We start from the raw sequence: 21,686 nt of genomic DNA, 5'->3' as shown, positions 1-21,686 counted from the left end.
GGCAACGAAAGGCGTTTTATCTGCGCATAACAAAACCCCCGGCAGGGCCGGGGGTTTGAAGGTCACTCGTCGAGGAAGGAGCGTAGATGCTCGCTTCGCGTCGGGTGGCGCAATTTGCGCAACGCCTTGGCTTCGATCTGGCGAATCCGCTCACGGGTCACATCGAACTGCTTACCGACTTCCTCAAGGGTGTGGTCGGTGTTCATGTCGATGCCGAAACGCATGCGCAGTACCTTGGCTTCACGGGCCGTGAGGCCGGAAAGTACTTCGCGGGTCGCTTCCTTGAGGCTCTCAACGGTGGCGACATCGATCGGCGACTGCATGGTGGAGTCTTCGATGAAGTCACCCAGATGGGAGTCTTCGTCATCGCCGATCGGGGTTTCCATGGAGATCGGCTCTTTGGCGATCTTCAGTACCTTGCGGATCTTGTCCTCAGGCATTTCCATGCGTTCGCCCAGCTCTTCCGGGGTCGGTTCGCGACCCATTTCCTGCAGCATCTGGCGGGAAATACGGTTGAGCTTGTTGATCGTCTCGATCATGTGCACCGGAATACGGATGGTGCGGGCCTGGTCGGCGATCGAGCGAGTGATCGCCTGACGGATCCACCAGGTGGCATAAGTCGAGAACTTGTAGCCGCGACGGTATTCGAACTTGTCCACCGCTTTCATCAGGCCGATGTTGCCTTCCTGGATCAAGTCGAGGAATTGCAGGCCGCGGTTGGTGTACTTCTTGGCAATCGAGATCACCAGACGCAAGTTCGCTTCGACCATCTCTTTCTTCGCGCGGCGGGCCTTGGCCTCGCCGATCGACATGCGACGGTTGATGTCCTTGATCTCGGCAATGCTCAGGCCGGTCTCGGCCTCAAGCGCGCTGAGTTTCTGCTGGCAACGAATGATGTCCGGTTGCAGGCGGGCAATGGCTTCAGCGTATTTGCTCTTGCCCTTGGCCAGTGCATCGGTCCAGCTTTCGTCGACTTCATGACCAGGGAACTGGCGCAGGAAGTCTGCACGTGGCATGCGCGCATCACGGACGCACAGCTGCATGATCGCACGCTCTTGCTGACGCAGGCGATCCAAGGCACTGCGAACACGTTCCACCAGGCCTTCGAACTGCTTCGGCACCAACTTGATCGGCATGAACAGCTCGGCCAGCGCCAACAGCTCGGCAATTGCCTGCTTGTTGTTGCGACCATGCTTCTTCAGCGCCTTGCGGGTGATCTCCATCTGGTCGGCAACGGCGCCGAAACGCTGGGCAGCGATGACCGGATCCGGACCACTTTCGGCTTCTTCTTCGTCGTCGCTGGCTTCGGCGTCTTCGTCATCGGTGTCGTCGTCGGCCTTGGCGGCTTTCGCGTCGATCGGCGGCGGCACTTCGGCGGCAGGCGGCGCGATGCCGTCGTCCGGGTCGATGTAGCCGCTCAGGACGTCGGACAGGCGGCCACCTTCGGTGGTCACGCGGGTGTATTCGGAGAGAATATGCTCGACCGTGCCAGGGAAGTGCGCGATTGCGCCCATCACTTCACGGATGCCCTCTTCAATACGCTTGGCGATTTCAATTTCGCCTTCACGCGTGAGGAGCTCTACCGTACCCATTTCGCGCATGTACATGCGCACAGGGTCCGTGGTGCGACCAATGTCGGTCTCGACCGCCGCCAACGCTGCGGCCGCTTCTTCAGCGGCCGCCTCGTCGGTATCGGCGTCGGCCAGCATAAGGGCATCCTTATCTGGAGCAACCTCGAATACGTTGATCCCCATGTCGTTGATCATGCGGATGATGTCTTCCACCTGTTCCGGATCTGAAATATCCTCCGGCAGGTGGTCGTTGACCTCCGCGTAAGTCAGGTAGCCCTGCTCACGACCCAATAGGATCAACTCTTTGATACGAGACTGCTGTTGCGCTTTTCCGGACATAACACCCTATCCACTGAAGGTCTTGGCGGGCAAAAAACAAGCCGAGGATTATACCTGAGCTGTGACCTCACGCGCCAGTTGAGGTCGGGTTTGATGCGCAAACATTGCGGCTGAGTAAATCCCGCAATTGGTTTTTCTCTTCGCTGGTCAACTCGCTCTGGCGAGCTTTGCGCAGAAGTTGTTCCAGGTTTCGCTCGCGTTGGCGGGCGGACAAGCTAGTAATGGTGTCGAAAAACTGTTGTTCAAGGTTGTCTCCCTCTATCAGCCATTCCTTCTCGGCCAGCGCCTTCAAGAGGCGCCCCTGCTCGGTGCCATGCCACCGCGCGATCAACTGGAATGAGTTTAGCTTGGGGTTTTTCTGCACGGCTTCAAGGAGTGCGACCAGCAACTGCGTGTTGCTGTGGTCCTCAGCGGCAAAATGTCCTGCGTCCTCGACCTTTTCAGCCAATTGCGGGTGATGCAGCAAGGTGCGCAGGGCTGCCAGTGTTGGTGGTTCGACGGCGGCCGGCACGCGCGGGACACGTGGCTGGTCGCGATCGCCCCGCTTGCCATTCTTGTCCCAGGGTTTCTTGTCCCATTTCTTGCCGCCGCCGGCATTTTTTTTCGGCGTCCATTCCTGCTGCGGGGCGTAATCCTGCTGGGGTTGATGATAGTCGGCGAAATCCGGCATCGCGTCGTAATCGATACCTGGGTCATACGCTGGCGGCGCTTCCTGTGGAGCGCTGTGCGCCAGTTGGTTCATCGCTTCGTTGTTCAGGCCGGTGATTTCGCTGAGGCGCTGACGCATGAGCGTACGCAGGTTGGCGCCGGGCACCTTGTCGATCAACGGAGCCGCGAGGGTGGCCATGTGGGCCTTGCCTTCGAGGGAGCGTGGATCGGCTTCTTCGGTCAGTTGCTGGAAAAAATAATCGGCCAGCGGTTGCGCGTGCTGGTTGATCCGCGCACGAAATGCATCGGTGCCTTCGGAGCGCACCAGGGTGTCCGGGTCCTCGCCTTCGGGCAGGAACAGAAAGCGTGCGCGCCGCCCATCCTGCAGGCAGGGCAATGTTGCCTCCAGTGCGCGCCAGGCGGCGTTACGGCCGGCCTGGTCGCCGTCGAAGCAGAACAGCACGTTGGGCACCACGCGAAACAGACGCTTCATGTGTTCTTCGCTGGTGGCCGTGCCCAGGGTCGCGACGGCGTTGCGAAGGCCTTGCTGGGCCAGGGCAATCACGTCCATGTAGCCTTCGACGACGATGATTTCGTCGAGGTTGCGGTTATTCTTGCGCGCCTCGTAAAGGCCGTAGAGTTCCTGGCCTTTATGGAAAACCGGGGTTTCCGGGGAGTTCAGGTACTTGGGCTTGTCGTCGCCCAGTACCCGGCCGCCAAAGGCGATGATTCGCCCGCGTGTATCGCGGATCGGGAACATCACCCGGTCACGGAAACGGTCGTAGCGCTTGCCGGTCTCGGCATTCTCGATCAGCAGGCCGGCGTCGATCATGGCGCGTTGTTGCAGCGTGTCGCTGCTCAGGTGCTTGTAGAGATTGTCCCAGCCGGGCGGGGCGAAGCCGAGGCCGAAATCCCGGGCGATTTCCCCGGTCAGGCCGCGGCCCTTGAGATAATCCACCGCCGCCTTGCGGGCTGGGTGGCTTTTAAGCGCCTGGCGATAAAAATCCGCCGCGGCCGTCAGCAGTGGGTAAAGCGGGGAATCGGTCGGTTGGCGCGGCTTGTGCGCCCGACCGCTTTCCTCGCGGGGAATCTCCATGCCGGCGGCTTTGGCCAGTTCTTCGACAGCCTGGGGGAAGTCCAGGTTGTCGTGGTCCATCAGGAAGCCGAGGGCATTGCCGCCCGCGCCGCAGCCAAAGCAGTAGTAGAACTGCTTGTCGGGGCTGACGCTGAAAGATGGGGTTTTTTCTTTGTGAAACGGGCAGCAGGCTGTGTAGTTCTTGCCTGCTTTCTTCATTTGCACGCGAGAGCTGACCACGTCGACGATGTCGGTACGGTTCAGGAGGTCGTCAATAAAGCTCTGGGGAATTAGCCCGGCCATGGCGTTCTCATCATCACTGCGCGAAATAGGGGCCCGAAATCAGCAGGCGTGATTGATTCCTGGTTTCGAGGCACTCAAAAAAGATGGCTCGACCGGATTGTCTGCTTCATTGCTGTCGGAAGTGTATCTGCCGATTGTCCACTGACGTTAATTACTATCAGTACTCGACTGTGCGAATGTGTTGCGCTGAATCCGGTAACCGCTGATCTGGCCACGGATAGCTCATGAAGCGGGCACGCAAGGAGGTGCCTTGGGCTGATCGTCGTTAGAGGAATCAGGGTGTGCTCGTCAGTAGCCTTGGAAGGCTCGTCAGAAAAGACGTGCACCGCTGGCAAAAGAGCCAGGTCTGACGCGGTGAAGCGGTTTGTCTAGGTCGCGTCTGCGGCTTTGACGGTGAAGCATCAAGCGTTGTTCCGCAAATGCCATAAGCCCGGCTTGAGGGCCGGGCTTGGCAAGAAGCTTGCGACGGACGTCTGTGTATTAGTACAGACGTACGGCGCGGCGCTGTTCGCGCTGAACTTTCTTGGCGTGACGCTTAACAGCGGCTGCTGCTTTGCGCTTACGCTCGGAAGTCGGCTTCTCGTAGAATTCGCGGCTACGAACTTCAGCCAGAACACCGGCTTTTTCGCAGGAGCGCTTGAAACGACGCAGAGCTACGTCGAAGGGTTCGTTCTCTTTTACTTTGACGGCTGGCATCCAGAGCTACCTTCATTCATTACCGGGGTCAACATCCTCGCGGCAAAAGAGCACTTGAAGACGTCGGTTTTTAAGGGTTGCGGATGTTAACCCCTCATCGCTCGGAATGCAAAGCCTCTGATCGAAAACCGCTGGTCGGGGCACAACGCGGCGACTATTATGCGCGCCTTCGAATTCAGCCTCTACAAGGCGTAAACCCATGCTAGTACTGGGATTAGAAACGTCCTGCGACGAAACCGGCGTTGCACTCTACGACAGTGAGCGCGGCCTGCTGGCCGACGCTTTGTTCAGTCAAATCGACCTGCATCGCGCCTATGGCGGCGTCGTGCCCGAGCTTGCGTCCCGCGACCACGTCAAGCGCATGCTGCCCTTGATCCGCCAGGTCCTGGCAGAAGCCGGCTGCGTGCCGACCGAGATCGATGCCATCGCCTATACGGCCGGGCCGGGCCTGGTAGGCGCGCTGCTCGTTGGTGCCTCCTGCGCTCAGGCGCTGGCCTTCGCCTGGGGCATTCCAGCCTTGGGCGTGCATCATATGGAAGGCCATCTGCTGGCACCGATGCTGGAGCCGCAACCGCCGCAATTCCCGTTCGTCGCTTTGTTGGTATCGGGTGGACACACCCAACTGGTCCGCGTTGATGGGATCGGTCAATACGAGCTCATGGGGGAGTCGCTCGACGATGCCGCCGGTGAGGCTTTCGACAAAACCGCGAAGATGATGGGCCTCAACTATCCCGGTGGGCCGGAAATCGCAAGGCTGGCAACCCAGGGGGTTGAAGGACGCTTCGTCTTTCCGCGTCCGATGTGCGATCGACCGGGCCTGGATTTCAGCTTCAGCGGCCTGAAAACCTTTGCGCTCAACACCTGGCAACAGTGTGTCAACGCCGGGGACGACAGCGAGCAAGCCCGTTGCGACATCTCCCTGGCGTTCCAGCAGGCCGTGGTAGAGACTCTGACCATCAAGTGCAAGCGCGCCTTGAAGCAGGCCGGGCTCAAGCGCCTGGTGATCGCCGGCGGCGTGAGCGCGAACAAGGCCTTGCGGACATCTCTGGAAAAAATGCTCGGTGACATGAAAGGGGATGTCTACTACGCCCGGCCACAGTTCTGCACGGATAACGGCGCGATGATTGCTTTTGCCGGTTGCCAGCGCCTGCAAGCGGGCCAACATGAGGGCCTGGCGATCAGCGTGCAAGCCCGTTGGCCCATGGAGCAGTTGTCGCCGCTGTGAAGCGGCATTAAAAATGCCGTTCGCGCCCGGCGAACAGGTCGCGTAGATTGCCCCGGTGGCGCCAGACGATCAGTGCGACGAGTGCTGTCATCGGCAGCAAGGCCGCCGGCTCCTGCCAGGCCAGTAACGGCAGGGTGAGTGGCGTGGCGATCAGTGCGGCCAGGGAACTGGTGCGGGTCAGGTAGAAGGTCAGCAGCCAGGCGCAGACGGCAAGCAGGGCGGCCGGTGGGTACAGGCCCAGCAGCATGCCGGCGGCAGTGGCGACGCCCTTGCCGCCGCGAAAGCGAAAGTACAGTGGAAACAGATGGCCGATGACGGCACAGACGCCGATCCAGGCCTGTTGCTGCAACGAGAGCCCTGCAAGGCTGGCGATCAGTACCGGGAAGAGGCCTTTGCAGAGGTCGCCGAGCAGGGTCAGGATGGCCAGTTTGCGTCCGGCCAGGCGCAGCATGTTGGTGGCGCCGGCATTGCCCGAGCCACTCGTTCGCGGATCCGGGCGACCGGTCAGGCGGCTGAGCAAAATGGCGAAGGACAGTGAGCCGAGCAGGTAGGCGAGGATCGCCAGTAACCAAAACATGCTAACCATTCCGGGCGGGGACGCCCTGATTCTAACGGCGCAATGCGCCCTTGTCGTGCTGCGGAGAAGAGTGCTTGGACAGAGTGTTTATCGAAGGCCTTGAAGTCGACACGGTAATCGGTGCCTACGACTGGGAGCGAGGCATCCGACAGTGCCTGCGGCTTGACCTGAGCTTCGCCTGGGATAACCGTCCGGCTGCCGCAGGCGACGACCTGACACTGGCGCTCGACTATGCCAGCGTGTCGTCACGCATCCAGGCGTTCGCCGAGCAGGCGCAGTTCCAATTGGTCGAGACTTTCGCCGAACGCCTGGCCCAGGAGCTCATGGATGAGTTCAAGATCACCTGGCTGCGCCTGAAAGTGACCAAGCCTGGCGCCGTACCGGCTGCCAGTGGTGTGGGCGTGGAGATCGAGCGCGGATGTCGTTGACCCAGGTTTTCCTAGGGCTTGGTAGCAATATCGAGCGCGAAACCCATCTGTGTGCCGGACTGGAAGCGCTGTCCGGCTTCCTGGTGGATATGCGCTGCTCGGCTGTGTTCGAGAGCCAGCCGGTGGGGATCAAGAGTGGACCGTTTTTCAACTTCGTCGTCTCGGCCTTCACTGACCTGTCGCTGATGGAGTTGGACCGCCGCCTCAAGTTCATCGAGGCCGACAACGGTCGTTATGCGCCGGACCGCAAGGGTCTGCCGCTGGATATCGACGTGTTGTTGTACGGCGAACAGGTCGGCAACTTCGATGGCTTGATCCTGCCGCGTGCTGAAATTCTCAAGAATGCCTTTGTGCTGTGGCCCTTATCCTTGATCGCGCCGGATCGGACTCATCCAGGCGTGGGTAAAAGTTTTGCCACGTTGTGGGAAGAGGCGAAGATCGACCAGGTATTGGCGCCGGTGGCTTTCGAGTGGCGAGGGGAGCAGCTTACGCCACCGAGCCTGCTGTAAGGCGTCTGCCATCATCGCGAGCACGCTTGTGGTCTGCATAAGTCCTGTGGAAGCAGGTTTGCTCGCGATGACAGCGGGATATCCACCACCCAGGCAAACTGACGCAGGTCCCGTCAGCTCGCCGTTTCCTTGTAAGCCTTCAGCGCCCTGAGACGCTCACGCTTGATCGCTTCACCGAGTTCCGGTCCCTTGAAGCCTTTCTCCAGCAACGGCTGGACTGCCACCGCCCGTGCTGCGGCCGCTGCGCCCCGTAAGTAATCGGCCTGTGGATAACTGCGCTGTTCGAGCCCCTTGCGACCGCGTGCATCCATCTCGCAGGCGGCGATGAACTCCTCGAAGCGCTGGGGGCGGCGGTAAGCATCGAAGCTTTGAAGCAGTTCAAGCAGAGTGGATGCCTTGAGTTCAAGCGCTCGATGGCCATGCGTGTGGTATTGGCCAACCAGCAGCGCCAGTTCCTGACAGTCGCGAGGCACCTTGAAGCGTTCGTTGACCGCCTTGATCAGCTTCAGCCCCTTGTGCTCATGGGCGATGTGTCTCGGCCATTCGTGTTCAGGTGTCAGGCCCTTGCCCAAATCGTGGAGCAGGCAAGCCCAGCGCACAGTCAGGGGCTGGCCATGGTTTGCTGACTGTTCCAGCACGCTCAGCGTGTGAGCGCCTGTATCGATTTCGGGGTGATGAGCTTCAGGTTGTGGAACACCAAACAGTGCATCAACCTCGGGCATCAGGGTCTTCAAGGCGTTGCAGTCGCGCAACACCTGGATAAATACCTGCGGCTGGCTCTCCATCAGTGCCCGGGAAATTTCTTTCCAACTGCGTTCGGCCGTCAATGCCTCCAGCTCGCCGGAGTCGCTGAGTTGGCGCATCAGCTCAAGCGTCTCGTCAGCCACCCTGAAACCCAGGGGGGCATAGCGTGCAGCGAAGCGCGCAACACGCAGGACTCTGAGAGGATCTTCGGCGAATGCGGGGGAAACGTGGCGAAGCAGGCGAGCTTCAAGATCGCGCTGCCCGTGGTAGGGGTCGGTAAGATTGCCGTGATCGTCCTCGGCCATCGCGTTGATCGTCAAGTCCCGGCGGATCAGGTCTTCTTCAAGCGTGACCTCAGGGCTGGCATGGAAGATGAAACCACCATAACCCCTGCCGCTCTTGCGCTCCGTGCGGGCGAGGGCGTATTCGTCGCCTGTCTTCGGATCGAGGAATACCGGGAAATCAGCCCCCACGGGACGGAAACCCTTGGCAAGCATTTCCTCGGCAGTGGCGCCCACCACCACTCGGTCAATGTCAGTGACCGGGATGCCTAGCAGGCGATCACGAACAGCGCCGCCGACTTTGTAGATCTGCATAAAAAACCTCCGTTGGGCCGACAGGATAAACCTTTACGTCGGACGTCCGGAGGCGAAAGCGTGATCAAAGATGAATGACGGCCAGATCCAGGCGTCCATAATCGCCTTCGGCTTGTTCGGTCCGTGGGGGCACATGATGGGTTTTCATTACCTGGTCGCCTTGCAGGGTTTCCAGATGAATGTCGAACCCCCACAGGCGGTGCAGGTGCTTGAGTACCTCATCCGTCGATTCGCCTAGCGGTTTGCGGTTGTGCTGCTGATGACGCAGGGTCAGGGAGCGATCCCCGCGGCGATCGATGCTGTAGATCTGCACGTTGGGCTCGCGATTACCCAGGTTGTATTGCGCCGCCAGGGTTTCCCGGATGATGCGATAACCGCCCTCGTCATGGATGGCGGGCACCAGCAGATCGTCTTTCTGGTCGTCGTCGAGGATGCTGAACAGCTTGAGGTCGCGGATCACCTTGGGCGACAGGTATTGCAGAATAAAACTCTCATCCTTGAAGCTGCTCATCGCGAATTTTATTGTCGACAGCCAGTCCGAACCGGCGATTTCCGGGAACCAGCGGCGATCTTCCTCGGTGGGGGTTTCGCACATGCGCCGGATGTCACGGTACATGGCAAAGCCCAGGGCATAGGGATTGATACCGCTGTAGTAGGGGCTGTCAAAGCCGGGCTGGAACACTACGCTGGTGTGGGACGTCAGGAACTCCATCATGAAGCCGTCCGTGACCAGGCCCTCATCGTACAGATCGTTCATCAAGGTGTAGTGCCAGAACGTTGCCCATCCCTCGTTCATCACCTGGGTCTGGCGTTGTGGATAGAAATACTGGGCGATCTTGCGCACGATACGCACGATTTCCCGCTGCCACGGCTCCAGCAGCGGCGCATGTTTTTCGATGAAGTAGAGAATGTTTTCCTGGGGCTCGGCAGGGAAGCGCGCGTTGTCCTTCTCGTTGTACTTGTCGGCGCCTTTGGGAATGGTGCGCCACAAGTCATTGATCTGCTTCTGCAGATGCTCCTCCCGATCCTTCTGCCGCCGACGTTCTTCTTCGGCGGAGATAGGATAGGGCCGCTTGTAGCGGTCCACGCCGTAGTTCATCAAGGCGTGGCAAGAGTCGAGGAGATCCTCCACCGCATCGATACCATGGCGCTCTTCGCACTGCATGATGTACTGCTTGGCGAATACAAGGTAATCGATGATCGAGCTGGCATCGGTCCACGTGCGGAACAGATAGTTGCCCTTGAAGAAGCTGTTATGGCCATAACAGGCATGCGCCACTACCAACGCCTGCATGCAGATGGTGTTTTCTTCCATCAGGTAGGCGATGCACGGGTCGGAGTTGATCACGATTTCATAGGCCAGCCCCATCTGGCCGCGACTGTAGGATTTCTCGGTACTGAGAAAATGCTTGCCGTACGACCAGTGGTGGTAACCCAGCGGCATCCCGACGGACGCGTAGGCGTCCATCATTTGCTCAGCGGTGATCACTTCGATCTGGTTGGGGTAAGTGTCCAGGGCATAGCGATCCGCGATACGGCTGATCTCGCGGTCGTAGGCCTGTATCAGCTCGAATGTCCATTCGGAGCCGGTGGATATGGGCTGGCGTTTCTGCTCTTTTTTGGCGGTCATGTCACTAACCTGCGCTGGAAGAGTTCACGGAAGACCGGGTAGATATCCCCGGCCGAGACCAGTTGCTGCTGGGCGAACGTGTCGGAAAACGCTTCGGCGATGCGTTCGTATTCATACCACAGCGCTTGATGTTCGCGCGGCGTAATCTCGACGTACGTGTAGTACTGGACGAACGGCATGATCTGGTTGATCAGGATGTCTCGGCAAATCGGCGAGTCGTCGTTCCAGTTGTCGCCGTCGGACGCCTGGGCCGCATAAATATTCCATTCGTTGGCTGGGTAGCGTTCGGCCATGATCTCCTGCATCAGCTTCAGGGCACTGGAAACGATGGTGCCGCCGGTCTCCCGAGAATAGAAAAACTCTTCTTCGTCGACTTCCCTGGCGCTGGTGTGGTGCCGGATGAACACCACATCGATCTTGTCGTAGTTCCTCTTGAGGAACAGGTACAGCAGGATGAAGAACCGCTTGGCAATGTCCTTGGTTGCCTGGGTCATGGAGCCGGAGACGTCCATCAGGCAGAACATGACGGCTTTCGAGCTGGGATTCGGCTGTTTGACCAGGAGGTTGTACTTGAGGTCGAAGGTGTCGAGGAAGGGCACGCGATGGATGCGTGCGCTGAGGCGCTCGATCTCTGCTTCCAGCGCCTGGATATCCCCGAAGTTATCCGGTTCTTCCTGCTTGAGGCGAGCCAGCGCTTCTTTGGCCTCGCGCAGTTTCGCCCGGCTGCTGCCCGAAAGGGCGATACGACGCGCATGGGCTGAGCGAAGGGTGCGGATGATATTGATACGCGCAGGATTACCTTCGTTGCTGATACCGGCGCGCACGGTCTTGAAGGTGTCGGTGCCGGTCAGGTTGCGTTTGACCAGGTTCGGTAGCTCCAGGTCCTCGAACATGAATTCGAGGAACTCTTCCTGGGTGATCTGGAAGACGAACTCGTCCATCCCCTCGCCGGAATTGCCGGCCTTGCCGGGGCCCTTGCCGCCGCCCCCACCCGGTGGGCGTGGGATATGTTCGCCGCTGGTGAATTCCTTGTTCCCGGGGTGCACGACGGTCTGCTTGCCGCCGCGACCATGGTGAAGCACCGGCTCGTCGATGTCGCGGCCGGGGATGCTGATCTGCTCGCCATGTTCCATGTCCGTAATGGAACGACGGCTGACCGCCTCCTCGACGGCCTTCTTGATGTGGTCACGGTAGCGCCGCAAGAAACGCTGGCGGTTTACCGTGCTCTTGTTCTTGCCATTCAGGCGTCGGTCGATCACATAGCTCATGGGGGCCCTCCGGGCAGCTTCAAGTTGTGAGCTGCAAGCTGCAAGTAAAAAGCAGTTACCCAGCTGTAGGGTCACGCAACTTCTTCTTGCAGCTTGTCGCTTGCGGCTTGTAGCTGGCTATTGTGATTTACGGACCCGCAGATACCACTCGGAGAGCAGTCGTACCTGTTTGTCGGTATAGCCACGTTCGACCATGCGCGTAACGAAGTCGTTGTGTTTTTGCTGGTCCTCCTTGCTGGCCTTGGCGTTGAAGCTGATGACAGGCAGCAGGTCCTCGGTGTTGGAGAACATTTTCTTCTCGATGACCACCCGCAGCTTCTCATAGCTGAGCCAGGTAGGATTCTTGCCGTTGTTGTTGGCCCGGGCGCGCAGCACGAAGTTGACGATCTCGTTGCGGAAGTCCTTCGGATTGCTGATACCCGCTGGTTTTTCGATCTTTTCCAGTTCCTCGTTGAGCGCTACGCGATTGAGGATCTCGCCCGTTTCCGGATCTCGATATTCCTGGTCCTGAATCCAGAAGTCCGCGTACAGCACGTAGCGGTCGAAAATGTTCTGGCCGTATTCGCTATAGGATTCCAGGTATGCGGTCTGGATCTCCTTGCCGATGAACTCGATATAGCGTGGCGCCAGGTATTCCTTGAGGAAGCGCAGGTAGCGCTCGCGGGTCTCTGCCTGGAACTGCTCCTGCTCGATCTGTTGCTCGAGCACATACAACAAGTGGACCGGGTTGGCGGCGATTTCGTGGGGGTCGAAGTTGAATACCTTGGACAGGATCTTGAACGCGAAACGGGTGGACAAGCCATTCATGCCTTCGTCCACGCCCGCGTTGTCGCGGTATTCCTGGATAGACTTGGCCTTCGGATCGGTGTCCTTGAGGTTTTCGCCGTCGTACACCCGCATCTTCGAATAGATGTTGGAGTTTTCCGGCTCCTTCAGGCGCGACAACACGGTGAACTGGGCAAGCATCTTCAGCGTGTCGGGCGCGCAATGGGCCTTGGATAGCGAGCTGTTGAACAACAGTTTGTCGTAGATCTTCACCTCGTCGGTGACCCGCAGGCAGTAAGGCACCTTGACGATGTAGATCCGGTCGATGAAGGCTTCGTTGTTCTTGTTGTTGCGGAAGGTATGCCATTCCGACTCGTTGGAGTGCGCCAGCAGGATGCCGCTGAACGGAATCGCCCCCAGCCCCTCGGTACTGTTGTAGTTACCTTCCTGGGTGGCGGTCAGCAATGGGTGGAGTACCTTGATGGGCGCCTTGAACATCTCGACGAATTCCATCAGGCCCTGGTTGGCCCGGCACAGTGCACCCGAATAGCTATAAGCGTCGGCGTCGTTCTGTGGGAATTCCTCCAGTTTGCGAATATCGACCTTGCCCACGAGGGCCGAGATGTCCTGGTTGTTTTCGTCGCCCGGTTCGGTCTTGGCCACTGCGATCTGGTTGAGGATCGAAGGGTAGAGCTTGACCACGCGGAACTGGCTGATGTCGCCGCCGAACTCCGCCAGGCGCTTGGTGGCCCATGGCGACATGATGGTATTGAGGTAACGGCGCGGGATCCCGAAGTCTTCTTCGAGGATCGCGCCGTCCTCGGTCGCGTTGAACAGCCCCAGGGGCGATTCGAAAACCGGAGAGCCCTTGATGGCGTAGAAGGGGACTTTTTCGATCAGTTGCTTGAGTTTTTCGGCCAGGGACGATTTACCACCACCAACGGGGCCGAGCAGATAGAGAATCTGCTTTTTCTCTTCCAGGCCTTGGGCAGCATGGCGGAAATAAGACACGATCTGTTCGATGCATTCCTCCATCCCGTGGAAGTCCGCAAAGGCCGGGTAGCGCCGGATCACTTTGTTGGAAAAAATTCGCGAGAGCCTCGAGTTGGTCGAGGTATCCAGCAGTTCCGGTTCTCCGATTGCCAGCAACAGGCGCTCCGCGGCCGATGCATAGGCACTGCGGTCTTGCTTGCAGAGTTCGAGGTATTCCTGCAGCGAGTACTCCTCTTGCCGCGTGGACTCGAAACGTTGCTGGAAGTGGCTAAAAATACTCATGACGTCACCTCGCTCGATACGTGGAGCCGGTGTCGGATCAATCAGTCGATGCTGGACAGCCGCTGGGAACCCAGTTGCCGTTTTACCCCCCAGAGTGCTTTCAAGAATGTGGGCTCCTGAAAGCTGACTACCGATGATCCGCGCGCCGGTGTACCGGCTCTCCCCTGTTTTGGATGGCCTGAGGCTAAGGATAGTTCGGAATCCGAGAGGTAAAGGTTGAATACGTAATTAGTTGTGGCAGACCGTTCGTCTGCCATCGCCCAAGCCCGCGGTTCTCGCGGGCTTGGGCGTCATAAAAAATTATTCCTGGGTGGCTTGCTCTGTTTCATTAGGATAAACCGTCCGCCATAGCTCGAAACCGCCGTCCAGGCTGTAGACGTCGCTGAAGCCCTGGCTGACCAGGTAAGCCGCCGCGCTCTGGCTGGAGTTGCCGTGATAGCAGACCACGACGGTAGGCGCATCGAGATCAGCGCCCTGGATGAAAGCGTGGAGGGAATGGTTATCCAGATGCTTGGAGCCGCTGATATGCATAGCTGCGAAAGTCGCCGGGTCGCGCACATCGACGACGACAGCCCCTTTCTTGAGCAGTGCGTGGGCCGCTTCGGGAGGGATACGTTTGAATTCGGTCATGAAAGACTCCTCTGGCCTCAAGCGTGGCGCCGTTCAAACGGCGGTGCTGGCCGGCATTGATTCAGTAGTCGGTTGATGGGGCTTGGCGTGGCCTTTCTCGTCGCAATCGCAGCGCAGCAACTCGCCGGTGTCGACGTTCATCAGTGTCATCGCGCTACCCCAGACGCAGCCGGTATCGAGGGCAATGACCCCGGCTTCGCCAGTTTTTCCCTCAAGGGCCGCCCAGTGCCCGAAAATGATCTTCAGGTCGCGGGTCTTGCGCTCCTTGTGCTTGAACCAGGGCGCGTAGCCGGGCGGGGCGGTCTCGATGCCTTCCTTGCCCTTGAGGTCGAGCTTGCCGTCGCGGGTGCAGAAACGCATGCGGGTGAAATAGTTGGTGATCACCCGAAGGCGGGCCGTTCCGGTGAGGTCGTTGTCCCATTTGACGGGTTCGTTGCCGTACATGCCGTCCAGGTAGGGAGCGAACAGGTTATCGTCGCGCAATGCCTGCTCCACTTCGCCCGCGCATTTTAGCGCCCTGCGCAGGGACCATTGGGGCGGGATGCCGGCATGTACCAGCGCAAGATGTCGCGCCTCGTCGTAATGCATGAGTTTTTGCTGGCGCAACCATTCGAGCAGTTCGACGCAATCAGGCGCGCCCAGGATCTCGCCCAAGGTATCGGACTTTTTCAGGCGTTCGATGTTTTGCCAGGCGGCCAGCAGGTGCAAATCGTGATTGCCAAGCACGCACACCAACGAATCGCGGATGCCGTAGAGGAAACGAAGGGTTTCCAGCGATTGCGGACCCCGGTTGACCAGGTCGCCTACCAGCCACAACGTGTCTTTGCATGGGTCGAACGCTACCTGTTCCAGCAGGCATTTGAGCGGGTCCAGGCAGCCCTGCAGGTCGCCCACCGCATACGTGGCCATCAGTGCAGCGCTCCAGGCACCGCGAGGCGGAAAGGCTTGATGATCGCATCGAAGCGCTTACCGTCTTCGGCAAGCATCTGGTAAGTGCCTTGCATGGTGCCGACCTTGGTCGTCATCACCGTCCCGCTGCTGTAGCTGTGGCTCTTGCCTGCATCGATCAGCGGCTGCTGGCCAACCACTCCTTCGCCCCGCACCTCTTCGACATGGCCGTCGCCGTCGGTGATGACCCAATGCCGGGACAGCAACCTGGCTGGCAGCGAGCCGTTGTTGCGCACGGTAATGGTGTAGGCGAAGGCGAAGCGGTTGTGCTCGGGTTGCGACTGTTCAGCGAGAAAGCGGGTGGCGACGCTGACGTCGACCTGGTAACGAGGATCGGACATGCAAAAGGCCTTGGAAGCGGGACGCGGGAGTCACTGAGGGAGTCAGTCTAGGCCAAGTATCGGGTAGTAAACCAGACTGGCGTACTGCCCGATAACGATCGTCGCGTGTCAGGGGGCGTTGTCGTTTGGCGTGACCTGTTCGCTGAGCTTGTCGGCCAGGCGCACAAAGGCCGCCAGGTCCAATTGCTCGGGGCGCAGGCTGCCGTCGACGCCGGCGGCTTCGATTTCAGCGCTGCCGAGCAATAGTTTCAAGGTGTTGCGCAGGGTTTTGCGACGCTGGTTGAATGCTTCGCGTACCACGCGCTCCAGAAGTCTGTGGTCCCTGGCGGGGTGCGGCAGGACCGCGTGCGGTACAAGGCGGACGATCGCGGAATCGACTTTGGGGGGAGGGTTGAATGCGCCCGGACCCACGTTAAACAGATGATCGACCCGGCAATGGTACTGGACCATGATCGACAAGCGACCCCAATCACCGCCGCCAGGACCCGCGGCGAGGCGCTCGACCACTTCCTTTTGCAGCATGAAGTGCATGTCGCGGATGAGGGCGGCATTGTTCAGCAGGTGGAAGATCAGTGGCGTCGAGATGTTATAGGGCAGGTTGCCCACTACACGAAGGCTGCCCGGCGCGGCACCCAGGCTGTTGAAATCGAATTTCAGCGCATCGCCTTGATGCAGGTTGAAATTGCTTTTTCCTGCAAACTGCTGATTCAGAATCGGGACCAGGTCCTTGTCCAGTTCCACCACGTCGAGTTGCGCGCCGCTACTGAGCAGACCCTGCGTCAGTGCGCCCTGGCCCGGACCGATTTCCAACAAGCGATCATCGGGCTTGGCATTGATTGAGCGCAGGATGCGGTCGATCACGCCGGCATCATGCAGGAAATTCTGGCCGAAGCGCTTGCGCGCGCGGTGTTGGTATTGCTCGGTCATATATGAGTCTCGGCCATCTGGTACGCGGTTTCCAATGCGACTTGCAGGCTGCCGGTGTCGATCTTGCCGCTGCCAGCCAGGTCCAGGGCAGTGCCGTGGTCCACGGAGGTGCGGATGATCGGCAAGCCCAGGGTCACGTTCACCGCTGCGCCGAAGCCTTTGTACTTCAACACGGGCAGGCCCTGGTCGTGGTACATCGCCAGCACCGCATCGCAGTGCTCCAGATATTTGGGGGTAAATAGAGTGTCGGCAGGTAGCGGGCCACGCAGGTCCATGCCCTCGCTGCGCAAGCGCTCCAATGTGGGTTCGATGATGTCGATTTCTTCACGGCCCAGGTGTCCGCCTTCCCCTGCATGAGGGTTCAGCCCGCACACCAGGATACGTGGCCGGGCGATGCCGAATTTGTTCTGAAGGTCGGTGTGCAATATCCGCGCGACTCGCTCGATGCGTTCCGGGGTAATAGCGTCGGCGATGTCCCGCAGGGGCAGGTGAGTGGTGACCAGGGCCACGCGCAGGCCGCGGGTGGCGAGCATCATCACGACTTGCGCGGTTTGCGTCAGGTCGGCCAGGAATTCCGTGTGTCCGGAAAACTGAATGCCGGATTCATTGATGACGCCCTTGTGTACCGGCGCGGTGATCATGCCGGCGAAAGCCCCGTCCAGGCAGCCTTGGCCGGCGCGGGTCAGGGTTTCCAGGACAAAAGCAGCGTTGGCGGTATCCAGTTGGCCCGTAACAACCGGGGCGCCCAGCGGTGTATCCCAGACATACAGGCTGCCCGCGGGTGCCGGGGCATCAGGCCAGGCGTCTGGTGTGACCGGACGCAGATTGACGTCCACCCCCAGCTGCGCGGCCCGCTCGAGGAGCAGGTCGCGGCTGGTGATGGCAATCAGGGGGTGCGGCTGGGCTTGCGAGGCGAGCAGCAGGCACAGGTCGGGACCGATGCCGGCAGGCTCGCCGGGGGTCAGCGCGAAACGCTTGGGTTTCACTGCGCTGCCTGGTCTGCACCAGGGAGTTTGATCTCGACGTAGGCTTCGTCGCGAATCTGGCGTAGCCAGGTTTGCAGCTCTTCGTCGTACTTGCGGTTACGCAATACCGTCATCGCCTGCTGTTCGCGCGCCTGGGAGGTGCTGTCAGTGGCGCGACGGCCAAGGACTTCCAGTACGTGCCAGCCATAAGGGCTCTTGAACGGCTTGGACAGTTGACCCTGTGGGGTCTCGGCCATGACCTGGCGGAACTCGGGAACCAGCGCATTCGGATCGACCCAGTTCAGGTCGCCACCATTGAGGGCCGACCCAGGGTCTTCCGAGAAGCTCTTGGCCAGCTCGGCGAAGTCTTCGCCTGAGGTGATCCGCTCGTAGAGTTTCTCGGCCAGGCGCTTGGTCTCGGCTTCGCTGCGGATTTCACTCGGTTTGATCAGGATATGGCGAACATGGACTTCGTCGCGCACCTGGGTACCGCCACCGCGTTTCTCCAGCAACTTCAGGATGATGAAGCCGCCAGGGGTGCGGGCAGGCTGGGTAATGTCGCCGACGGCCATGGCACTGAGCTCACGGTCGAACGGTGGTGGCAGTTGAGCGGCTTTACGCCAGCCCATGTCGCCGCCTTCCAGGGCGTTTTCACTGCCCGAACGCGCTACCGCCATTTGGCCGAAGTCAGCGCCTTGCTTGAGCTGCTGGTAGACATCCATGGCCTGGCGATAAGCACTCTGAATCGCTTCGGAGTTGGCGCTTTCGGGGGTAGGAATCAGGATGTTCGCCAAGTGCAGTTCTTCAGACAGTTGCATCTTGCCCAGGTCTGAGGCGAGGAAATTCTTCACTTCCTGCTCGGACACCTGGATGCGTTCGGCCACGCGACGCTGACGTACCCGGCTGATGACCATCTCGCGGCGGATCTGGTCGCGGGCGTCGTCAAAGGACAGGCCGTCGCGAGCCAGGGCGGCGCGGAACTGATCGATGGTCATGTTGTTGCGCTGGGCAATGGTGCCGACGGCCTGGTTCAGTTCTTCATCAGTGATGCGGATGCCGGAACGTTCGCCAATCTGCAACTGCAGGTTTTCGACGATCAGGCGCTCGAGCACTTGTTGGTCCAGCACGCCCGGTGGTGGCAAGCCGCCGCCACGCTTGGCAATGGTTTGCTGCACTTCTTGGACGCGCTGGTCCAGTTGGCTTTGCATGACCACGTCGTTATCGACGATGGCCACGACCTTGTCGATGGACTGTACCGCGGCGTTGGCCGCGGTACCCAGGAACAATGCGCCCAGCATCAGCGGGCGCAGACAATCAGAAAGCTTGGTCTTCACGTTCACGATAACCTTGAATGCCTTTGTCGAGGAAGCTCTCTACCTTGGCGCCGGTGAGGCCGCCGAGTCCCTTCAGAACAATTTGGAGGAAGACGCCGTGGTCGCCTTTTTCGTTTTCCGGGGCGGCTTGACTGAATTCTTCATAGTCGACCCAGTAACGGTTTATCAGGCGCAGTTTCCAGCAGCAGTTGTCGTATTCGAAACCACCGAAGGCTTCCAGAGTACGGTTGCGGTTGTAGTCATACTGCCAGCGGCTGATTGCGTTCCACTGCGGCACGATCGGCCAGATGACCGAGAAGTCGTGCTGTTTGATCTTGTAGTAGTCCTTCACGTAGCCAGGCGAACCGGGAGTGCCGTAGTCGCCGCCGCCGACTTGCCATTGGCCAGTGTTCTCGTCGTACCGGATCTGGTCGTTGCGATAGCGATAACCGGCGTTGATAACCTTGTTCGGGTTGTCCTCCGGCTGGTAGTGGAACATTGCGCTGCCGGAGCGAGGGCTGTGGGTGTCTGGGTCCCAGTTATATTCGGCCGTGGTGCGCCAGTCGCGATTCCAGCGATATTCATATTCCAGCGCATATGGCGAAACGTCGGAATGGGCATCGTCCCGAGTTCGGGCATCAATGCCTGGCAACTGGACCTCGCGATCCTTGAAGTAGAGGGCTTGGCCAACACTGATGCGTTGACGCTCGAAGCCGTTTTCTTCGATCCAGCGGCTCGTGACGCCCAGGGACAGCTTGTTCTCGTCCCCTACGCGGTCGGAACCCGAGAATCGGTTGTCACGGAACAGCGATGCATAGCTGAAGGTATATTCGCTGGTGTCAAAGACCGGAATGTCGCTCTGGTCTTCATCCGGCACGTAGAGGTAGAACAGGCGCGGTTCCAGGGTCTGGCGATAGTTCTTGCCGAACCACTGGGTGTCACGGTCAAAGTAAAGACCGCTGTCAATGCTGGCGATTGGAACGCCACGGTTCTGGCTGCTGCTATACGTACCGTTGAGGCGATCGCCCTCTGGGCCCTGGGCGGCAATGTCGGCTTTGCCTCTGCTGTCGAGGTCCAGATCGTACTGAGTGTACTGATACTTGAGTGATGGCTTGATGAAGCCATAACTTGCGTTCATCGGCAGGCTGACCACAGGTGCCAGATTCATCCTGTCGCCAGTAGCACGGGCCAATCCTCTGACGTTAGTGTCAAGGAATGGGTCGGGTACCCCGTTTTCATCGACGTAATTACCGGTCCGCAGATCACGATCGAAGCGCACGAACTCAGTCTTGTAGGCGAAATCCAGACCGCCCGGATGCTGCGGCAACGCACCATTGAAGGTGATCTGCGGCAAGCGATCATAAGGCGTGATGTTCGAGATAGTGGCCATCTGTGTGGCCTGGACATTCAGCCGTGCGGTATAGGTATCGCCTCGATAGCTGACCGCGCCTTGCTGGTTCACATAGTCCCGCGATTCGACGCCGATCTGGTCGGTCTGCAAATCCTGGAAATAGTACGGATCGCTGATCTTGGTGTAGTCGACTTCTGTGAATACACGCGAATCCAGGCCGCCCTTGTGCTGCCAGTTGTACATGTAGCGAGTCTTGTCGTAGTCGGTCTGGCCACTACGCTCATCGTCTTCATCGTTGAGGTATGCAGCGCCGAACTGACCTTCGCTGGACTTGGTCAGGTAGCGGAATTCGCCTTCCATCAACATGCCGCGCTTGCTCATGTAGCGCGGGTACAACGTGGCGTCGTAGTTCGGCGCCAGGTTGAAGTAGTACGGGGTAACCAGCAGGAAGCCGGTATCGCTGCCGCTGCCGATGGTCGGCGGCAGGAAGCCGGACTGGCGACGGTCATCGATCGGGAAGTAGATATAGGGCGTGTACAGGACCGGAATGTCCTTGACCCGCAGTGTCACGTTGGTCGCGGTGCCGAAGCCGGTGGCCGGGTTCAAGGTGATGTTGTTGCCCTTGAGTGTCCAGGCGTTGCTGCCCGGTTCGCACGTGGTGTACGTACCGTCCTTGAGGCGGATGATCGCGTTCTCGGCGCGCTTGGCATACAGCGCATTACCGCGGATGCGCGACTTGTGCATCACGTATTCGGCGTTGTCGACCTTGGCTTCGCCAGTATCCAGCTGTACATCGGCATGGTCGCCGACGATCAGCGCGCCGTTGTCGCGAACGCGCACGTTGCCGCTCAGCTCGCCGCGGTTCTCGGCCTGGTACAGGCTGGCCTCGTCGGCCTCGACCTGCATGCTGCCCTGGCGCATGACAACGTCACCGGCCAGGGTCGCCACCTGTTGCTCCTGCTCGTAGCGCGAAGCCTTGGCACCGAGGAAGGTCGGGGCATCGCTCTTGGCGGTCTTGTCGTTCATGCCCGGGCGCGACGGCTCGATGTACGCGCCAGCGCAGTACGGGCCGGTCTCGGCCAGTTGAGCAGGCGTGAGATTCTCGCGAGGAACCCAGTCGAGGTGGCTGTAGTCTTCACTGCGCGTCTTCAGGCCGCGGCCCTTGGCTTCGGTGACGAGCATCGGCTTGTCGCCGGCTACCTCGCCCGAATCGCTGTCGGCCGGAGCGCTGCCACTGTCGGCAACCGCGCTGCCTTCATGCACGGGACGTGGCGGCAAAGCTGCGGCCGGTGTCTTGGGTGAACAGTCCCAGGCACCCGAAGCGGAGACGGAACAGTCATACTGCTGCGCCGCAACGACGAATGAAGAGGCCAGGGGTTGCAGGGCCAGCAGACTGCCGGTGACCAGCAACGGAAATTTTTTACGAAACGCGGGGGATTTCAATGCCATCTTATTAGTCCGGGCTTCCTGCGTGCCATCTGCCCGCGGTGTGGGCCGCACGCCTCTCGATGGTCTGAAAAAGATGCTGGATAATAAAGCATGACCCGCTTGACGGCTAGCGC

18 protein-coding genes are annotated in these 21,686 nt (G+C 59.6%); 3 read left to right on the top strand and 15 right to left on the bottom strand.

Going from position 1 to position 21,686, the window contains the following annotated elements:
• Positions 1-62 precede the first annotated feature (62 nt).
• The 3 genes from rpoD to rpsU form a co-directional block, all read right to left on the bottom strand.
• Positions 63-1,910 carry an RNA polymerase sigma factor RpoD gene (gene rpoD / locus VQ575_RS24235; protein WP_039590757.1) on the bottom strand — a complete coding sequence of 616 codons (1,848 nt, stop codon included), beginning with the start codon at positions 1,908-1,910 and terminating at the stop codon, positions 63-65.
• A gap of 67 nt (positions 1,911-1,977) precedes the next feature.
• A complete protein-coding gene (gene dnaG / locus VQ575_RS24230; protein WP_039590759.1) occupies positions 1,978-3,936 on the bottom strand; it encodes a DNA primase in 1,959 nt (652 codons plus the stop codon).
• 480 nt (positions 3,937-4,416) lie between these two features.
• Positions 4,417-4,632: a 30S ribosomal protein S21 gene (gene rpsU, locus VQ575_RS24225; protein ID WP_002551877.1), complete on the bottom strand. Its 216-nt coding sequence runs from the start codon at positions 4,630-4,632 to the stop codon at positions 4,417-4,419.
• 199 nt (positions 4,633-4,831) lie between these two features.
• Between rpsU and tsaD the strand changes: the two genes are divergently transcribed.
• Entirely contained in the window at positions 4,832-5,857 is a 1,026-nt protein-coding gene (gene tsaD / locus VQ575_RS24220) for a tRNA (adenosine(37)-N6)-threonylcarbamoyltransferase complex transferase subunit TsaD (protein ID WP_039590763.1), read from the top strand.
• Between the two features lie 7 nt (positions 5,858-5,864).
• Here tsaD and plsY read toward each other — a convergent pair whose 3' ends face one another.
• On the bottom strand, positions 5,865-6,434 hold the full coding sequence (plsY, locus tag VQ575_RS24215) for a glycerol-3-phosphate 1-O-acyltransferase PlsY (RefSeq protein WP_039590765.1): 570 nt from the start codon (positions 6,432-6,434) through the stop codon (positions 5,865-5,867).
• 74 nt (positions 6,435-6,508) lie between these two features.
• On the opposite strand from plsY, the gene folB reads away from it, so the two are divergent.
• Positions 6,509-6,862 (top strand): dihydroneopterin aldolase, encoded by a 354-nt coding sequence (folB, locus tag VQ575_RS24210; protein WP_039590767.1) that lies wholly within the window; start codon positions 6,509-6,511, stop codon positions 6,860-6,862.
• A complete protein-coding gene (gene folK / locus VQ575_RS24205; RefSeq protein WP_039590768.1) occupies positions 6,853-7,371 on the top strand; it encodes a 2-amino-4-hydroxy-6-hydroxymethyldihydropteridine diphosphokinase in 519 nt (172 codons plus the stop codon). Before folB ends, folK begins: the two co-directional genes overlap by 10 nt.
• Positions 7,372-7,484: 113 nt before the next feature.
• Here folK and VQ575_RS24200 read toward each other — a convergent pair whose 3' ends face one another.
• From VQ575_RS24200 to VQ575_RS24150, 11 genes are all read right to left on the bottom strand, one after another.
• Positions 7,485-8,711, bottom strand: a complete 1,227-nt coding sequence (locus tag VQ575_RS24200; protein WP_198724667.1) for a multifunctional CCA addition/repair protein — start codon at positions 8,709-8,711, stop codon at positions 7,485-7,487.
• 64 nt (positions 8,712-8,775) lie between these two features.
• On the bottom strand, positions 8,776-10,341 hold the full coding sequence (locus tag VQ575_RS24195; protein WP_198724670.1) for a SpoVR family protein: 1,566 nt from the start codon (positions 10,339-10,341) through the stop codon (positions 8,776-8,778).
• A complete protein-coding gene (locus VQ575_RS24190) occupies positions 10,338-11,609 on the bottom strand; it encodes a YeaH/YhbH family protein (protein WP_039590774.1) in 1,272 nt (423 codons plus the stop codon). The genes VQ575_RS24195 and VQ575_RS24190 overlap by 4 nt, the downstream gene beginning before the upstream one ends.
• 117 nt (positions 11,610-11,726) lie before the next feature.
• On the bottom strand, positions 11,727-13,649 hold the full coding sequence (locus VQ575_RS24185; protein ID WP_030139230.1) for a PrkA family serine protein kinase: 1,923 nt from the start codon (positions 13,647-13,649) through the stop codon (positions 11,727-11,729).
• Positions 13,650-13,949: 300 nt separating this feature from the next.
• Positions 13,950-14,279 (bottom strand): thiosulfate sulfurtransferase GlpE, encoded by a 330-nt coding sequence (glpE, locus tag VQ575_RS24180; protein WP_039590776.1) that lies wholly within the window; start codon positions 14,277-14,279, stop codon positions 13,950-13,952.
• A 33-nt stretch (positions 14,280-14,312) separates the two neighbouring features.
• Entirely contained in the window at positions 14,313-15,188 is an 876-nt protein-coding gene (locus tag VQ575_RS24175) for a symmetrical bis(5'-nucleosyl)-tetraphosphatase (protein ID WP_039590778.1), read from the bottom strand.
• Complete coding sequence (gene apaG, locus VQ575_RS24170; protein WP_039590780.1) at positions 15,188-15,568, bottom strand: Co2+/Mg2+ efflux protein ApaG; 381 nt, start codon at positions 15,566-15,568, stop codon at positions 15,188-15,190. The genes VQ575_RS24175 and apaG overlap by 1 nt, the downstream gene beginning before the upstream one ends.
• 108 nt (positions 15,569-15,676) lie before the next feature.
• Positions 15,677-16,495: a 16S rRNA (adenine(1518)-N(6)/adenine(1519)-N(6))-dimethyltransferase RsmA gene (gene rsmA, locus VQ575_RS24165; RefSeq protein WP_198724675.1), complete on the bottom strand. Its 819-nt coding sequence runs from the start codon at positions 16,493-16,495 to the stop codon at positions 15,677-15,679.
• Positions 16,492-17,481, bottom strand: coding sequence for a 4-hydroxythreonine-4-phosphate dehydrogenase PdxA (gene pdxA, locus VQ575_RS24160; protein WP_045157099.1), 990 nt, complete (start codon positions 17,479-17,481; stop codon positions 16,492-16,494). Before pdxA ends, rsmA begins: the two co-directional genes overlap by 4 nt.
• On the bottom strand, positions 17,478-18,794 hold the full coding sequence (gene surA / locus VQ575_RS24155; RefSeq protein WP_325918542.1) for a peptidylprolyl isomerase SurA: 1,317 nt from the start codon (positions 18,792-18,794) through the stop codon (positions 17,478-17,480). Before surA ends, pdxA begins: the two co-directional genes overlap by 4 nt.
• The gene (locus VQ575_RS24150) at positions 18,775-21,573 is read right to left on the bottom strand and encodes an LPS-assembly protein LptD (RefSeq protein WP_039590786.1); all 2,799 of its coding nucleotides are present in this window, start codon (positions 21,571-21,573) and stop codon (positions 18,775-18,777) included. The genes surA and VQ575_RS24150 overlap by 20 nt, the downstream gene beginning before the upstream one ends.
• Positions 21,574-21,686 lie beyond the last annotated feature (113 nt).

Origin of the sequence: Pseudomonas frederiksbergensis (assembly GCF_035751725.1) — a bacterium.
GTDB classification, from domain to species: Bacteria; Pseudomonadota; Gammaproteobacteria; order Pseudomonadales; family Pseudomonadaceae; genus Aquipseudomonas; species Aquipseudomonas frederiksbergensis_A.
Note: the sequence above shows the minus strand (reverse complement) of the source record. Positions and strands in the feature narration are given on the sequence as shown.

Coding starts and splice junctions, on each gene's coding strand:
- rpoD (WP_039590757.1), bottom strand. CDS start 1,910: ATGTCCGGAAAAGCGCAACAGCAGTCTCGTATCAAAGAGTTGATCCTA.
- dnaG (WP_039590759.1), bottom strand. CDS start 3,936: ATGGCCGGGCTAATTCCCCAGAGCTTTATTGACGACCTCCTGAACCGT.
- rpsU (WP_002551877.1), bottom strand. CDS start 4,632: ATGCCAGCCGTCAAAGTAAAAGAGAACGAACCCTTCGACGTAGCTCTG.
- tsaD (WP_039590763.1), top strand. CDS start 4,832: ATGCTAGTACTGGGATTAGAAACGTCCTGCGACGAAACCGGCGTTGCA.
- plsY (WP_039590765.1), bottom strand. CDS start 6,434: ATGTTTTGGTTACTGGCGATCCTCGCCTACCTGCTCGGCTCACTGTCC.
- folK (WP_039590768.1), top strand. CDS start 6,853: ATGTCGTTGACCCAGGTTTTCCTAGGGCTTGGTAGCAATATCGAGCGC.
- VQ575_RS24200 (WP_198724667.1), bottom strand. CDS start 8,711: ATGCAGATCTACAAAGTCGGCGGCGCTGTTCGTGATCGCCTGCTAGGC.
- VQ575_RS24195 (WP_198724670.1), bottom strand. CDS start 10,341: ATGACCGCCAAAAAAGAGCAGAAACGCCAGCCCATATCCACCGGCTCC.
- VQ575_RS24190 (WP_039590774.1), bottom strand. CDS start 11,609: ATGAGCTATGTGATCGACCGACGCCTGAATGGCAAGAACAAGAGCACG.
- VQ575_RS24185 (WP_030139230.1), bottom strand. CDS start 13,649: ATGAGTATTTTTAGCCACTTCCAGCAACGTTTCGAGTCCACGCGGCAA.
- glpE (WP_039590776.1), bottom strand. CDS start 14,279: ATGACCGAATTCAAACGTATCCCTCCCGAAGCGGCCCACGCACTGCTC.
- VQ575_RS24175 (WP_039590778.1), bottom strand. CDS start 15,188: ATGGCCACGTATGCGGTGGGCGACCTGCAGGGCTGCCTGGACCCGCTC.
- apaG (WP_039590780.1), bottom strand. CDS start 15,568: ATGTCCGATCCTCGTTACCAGGTCGACGTCAGCGTCGCCACCCGCTTT.
- rsmA (WP_198724675.1), bottom strand. CDS start 16,495: ATGACCGAGCAATACCAACACCGCGCGCGCAAGCGCTTCGGCCAGAAT.
- VQ575_RS24150 (WP_039590786.1), bottom strand. CDS start 21,573: ATGGCATTGAAATCCCCCGCGTTTCGTAAAAAATTTCCGTTGCTGGTC.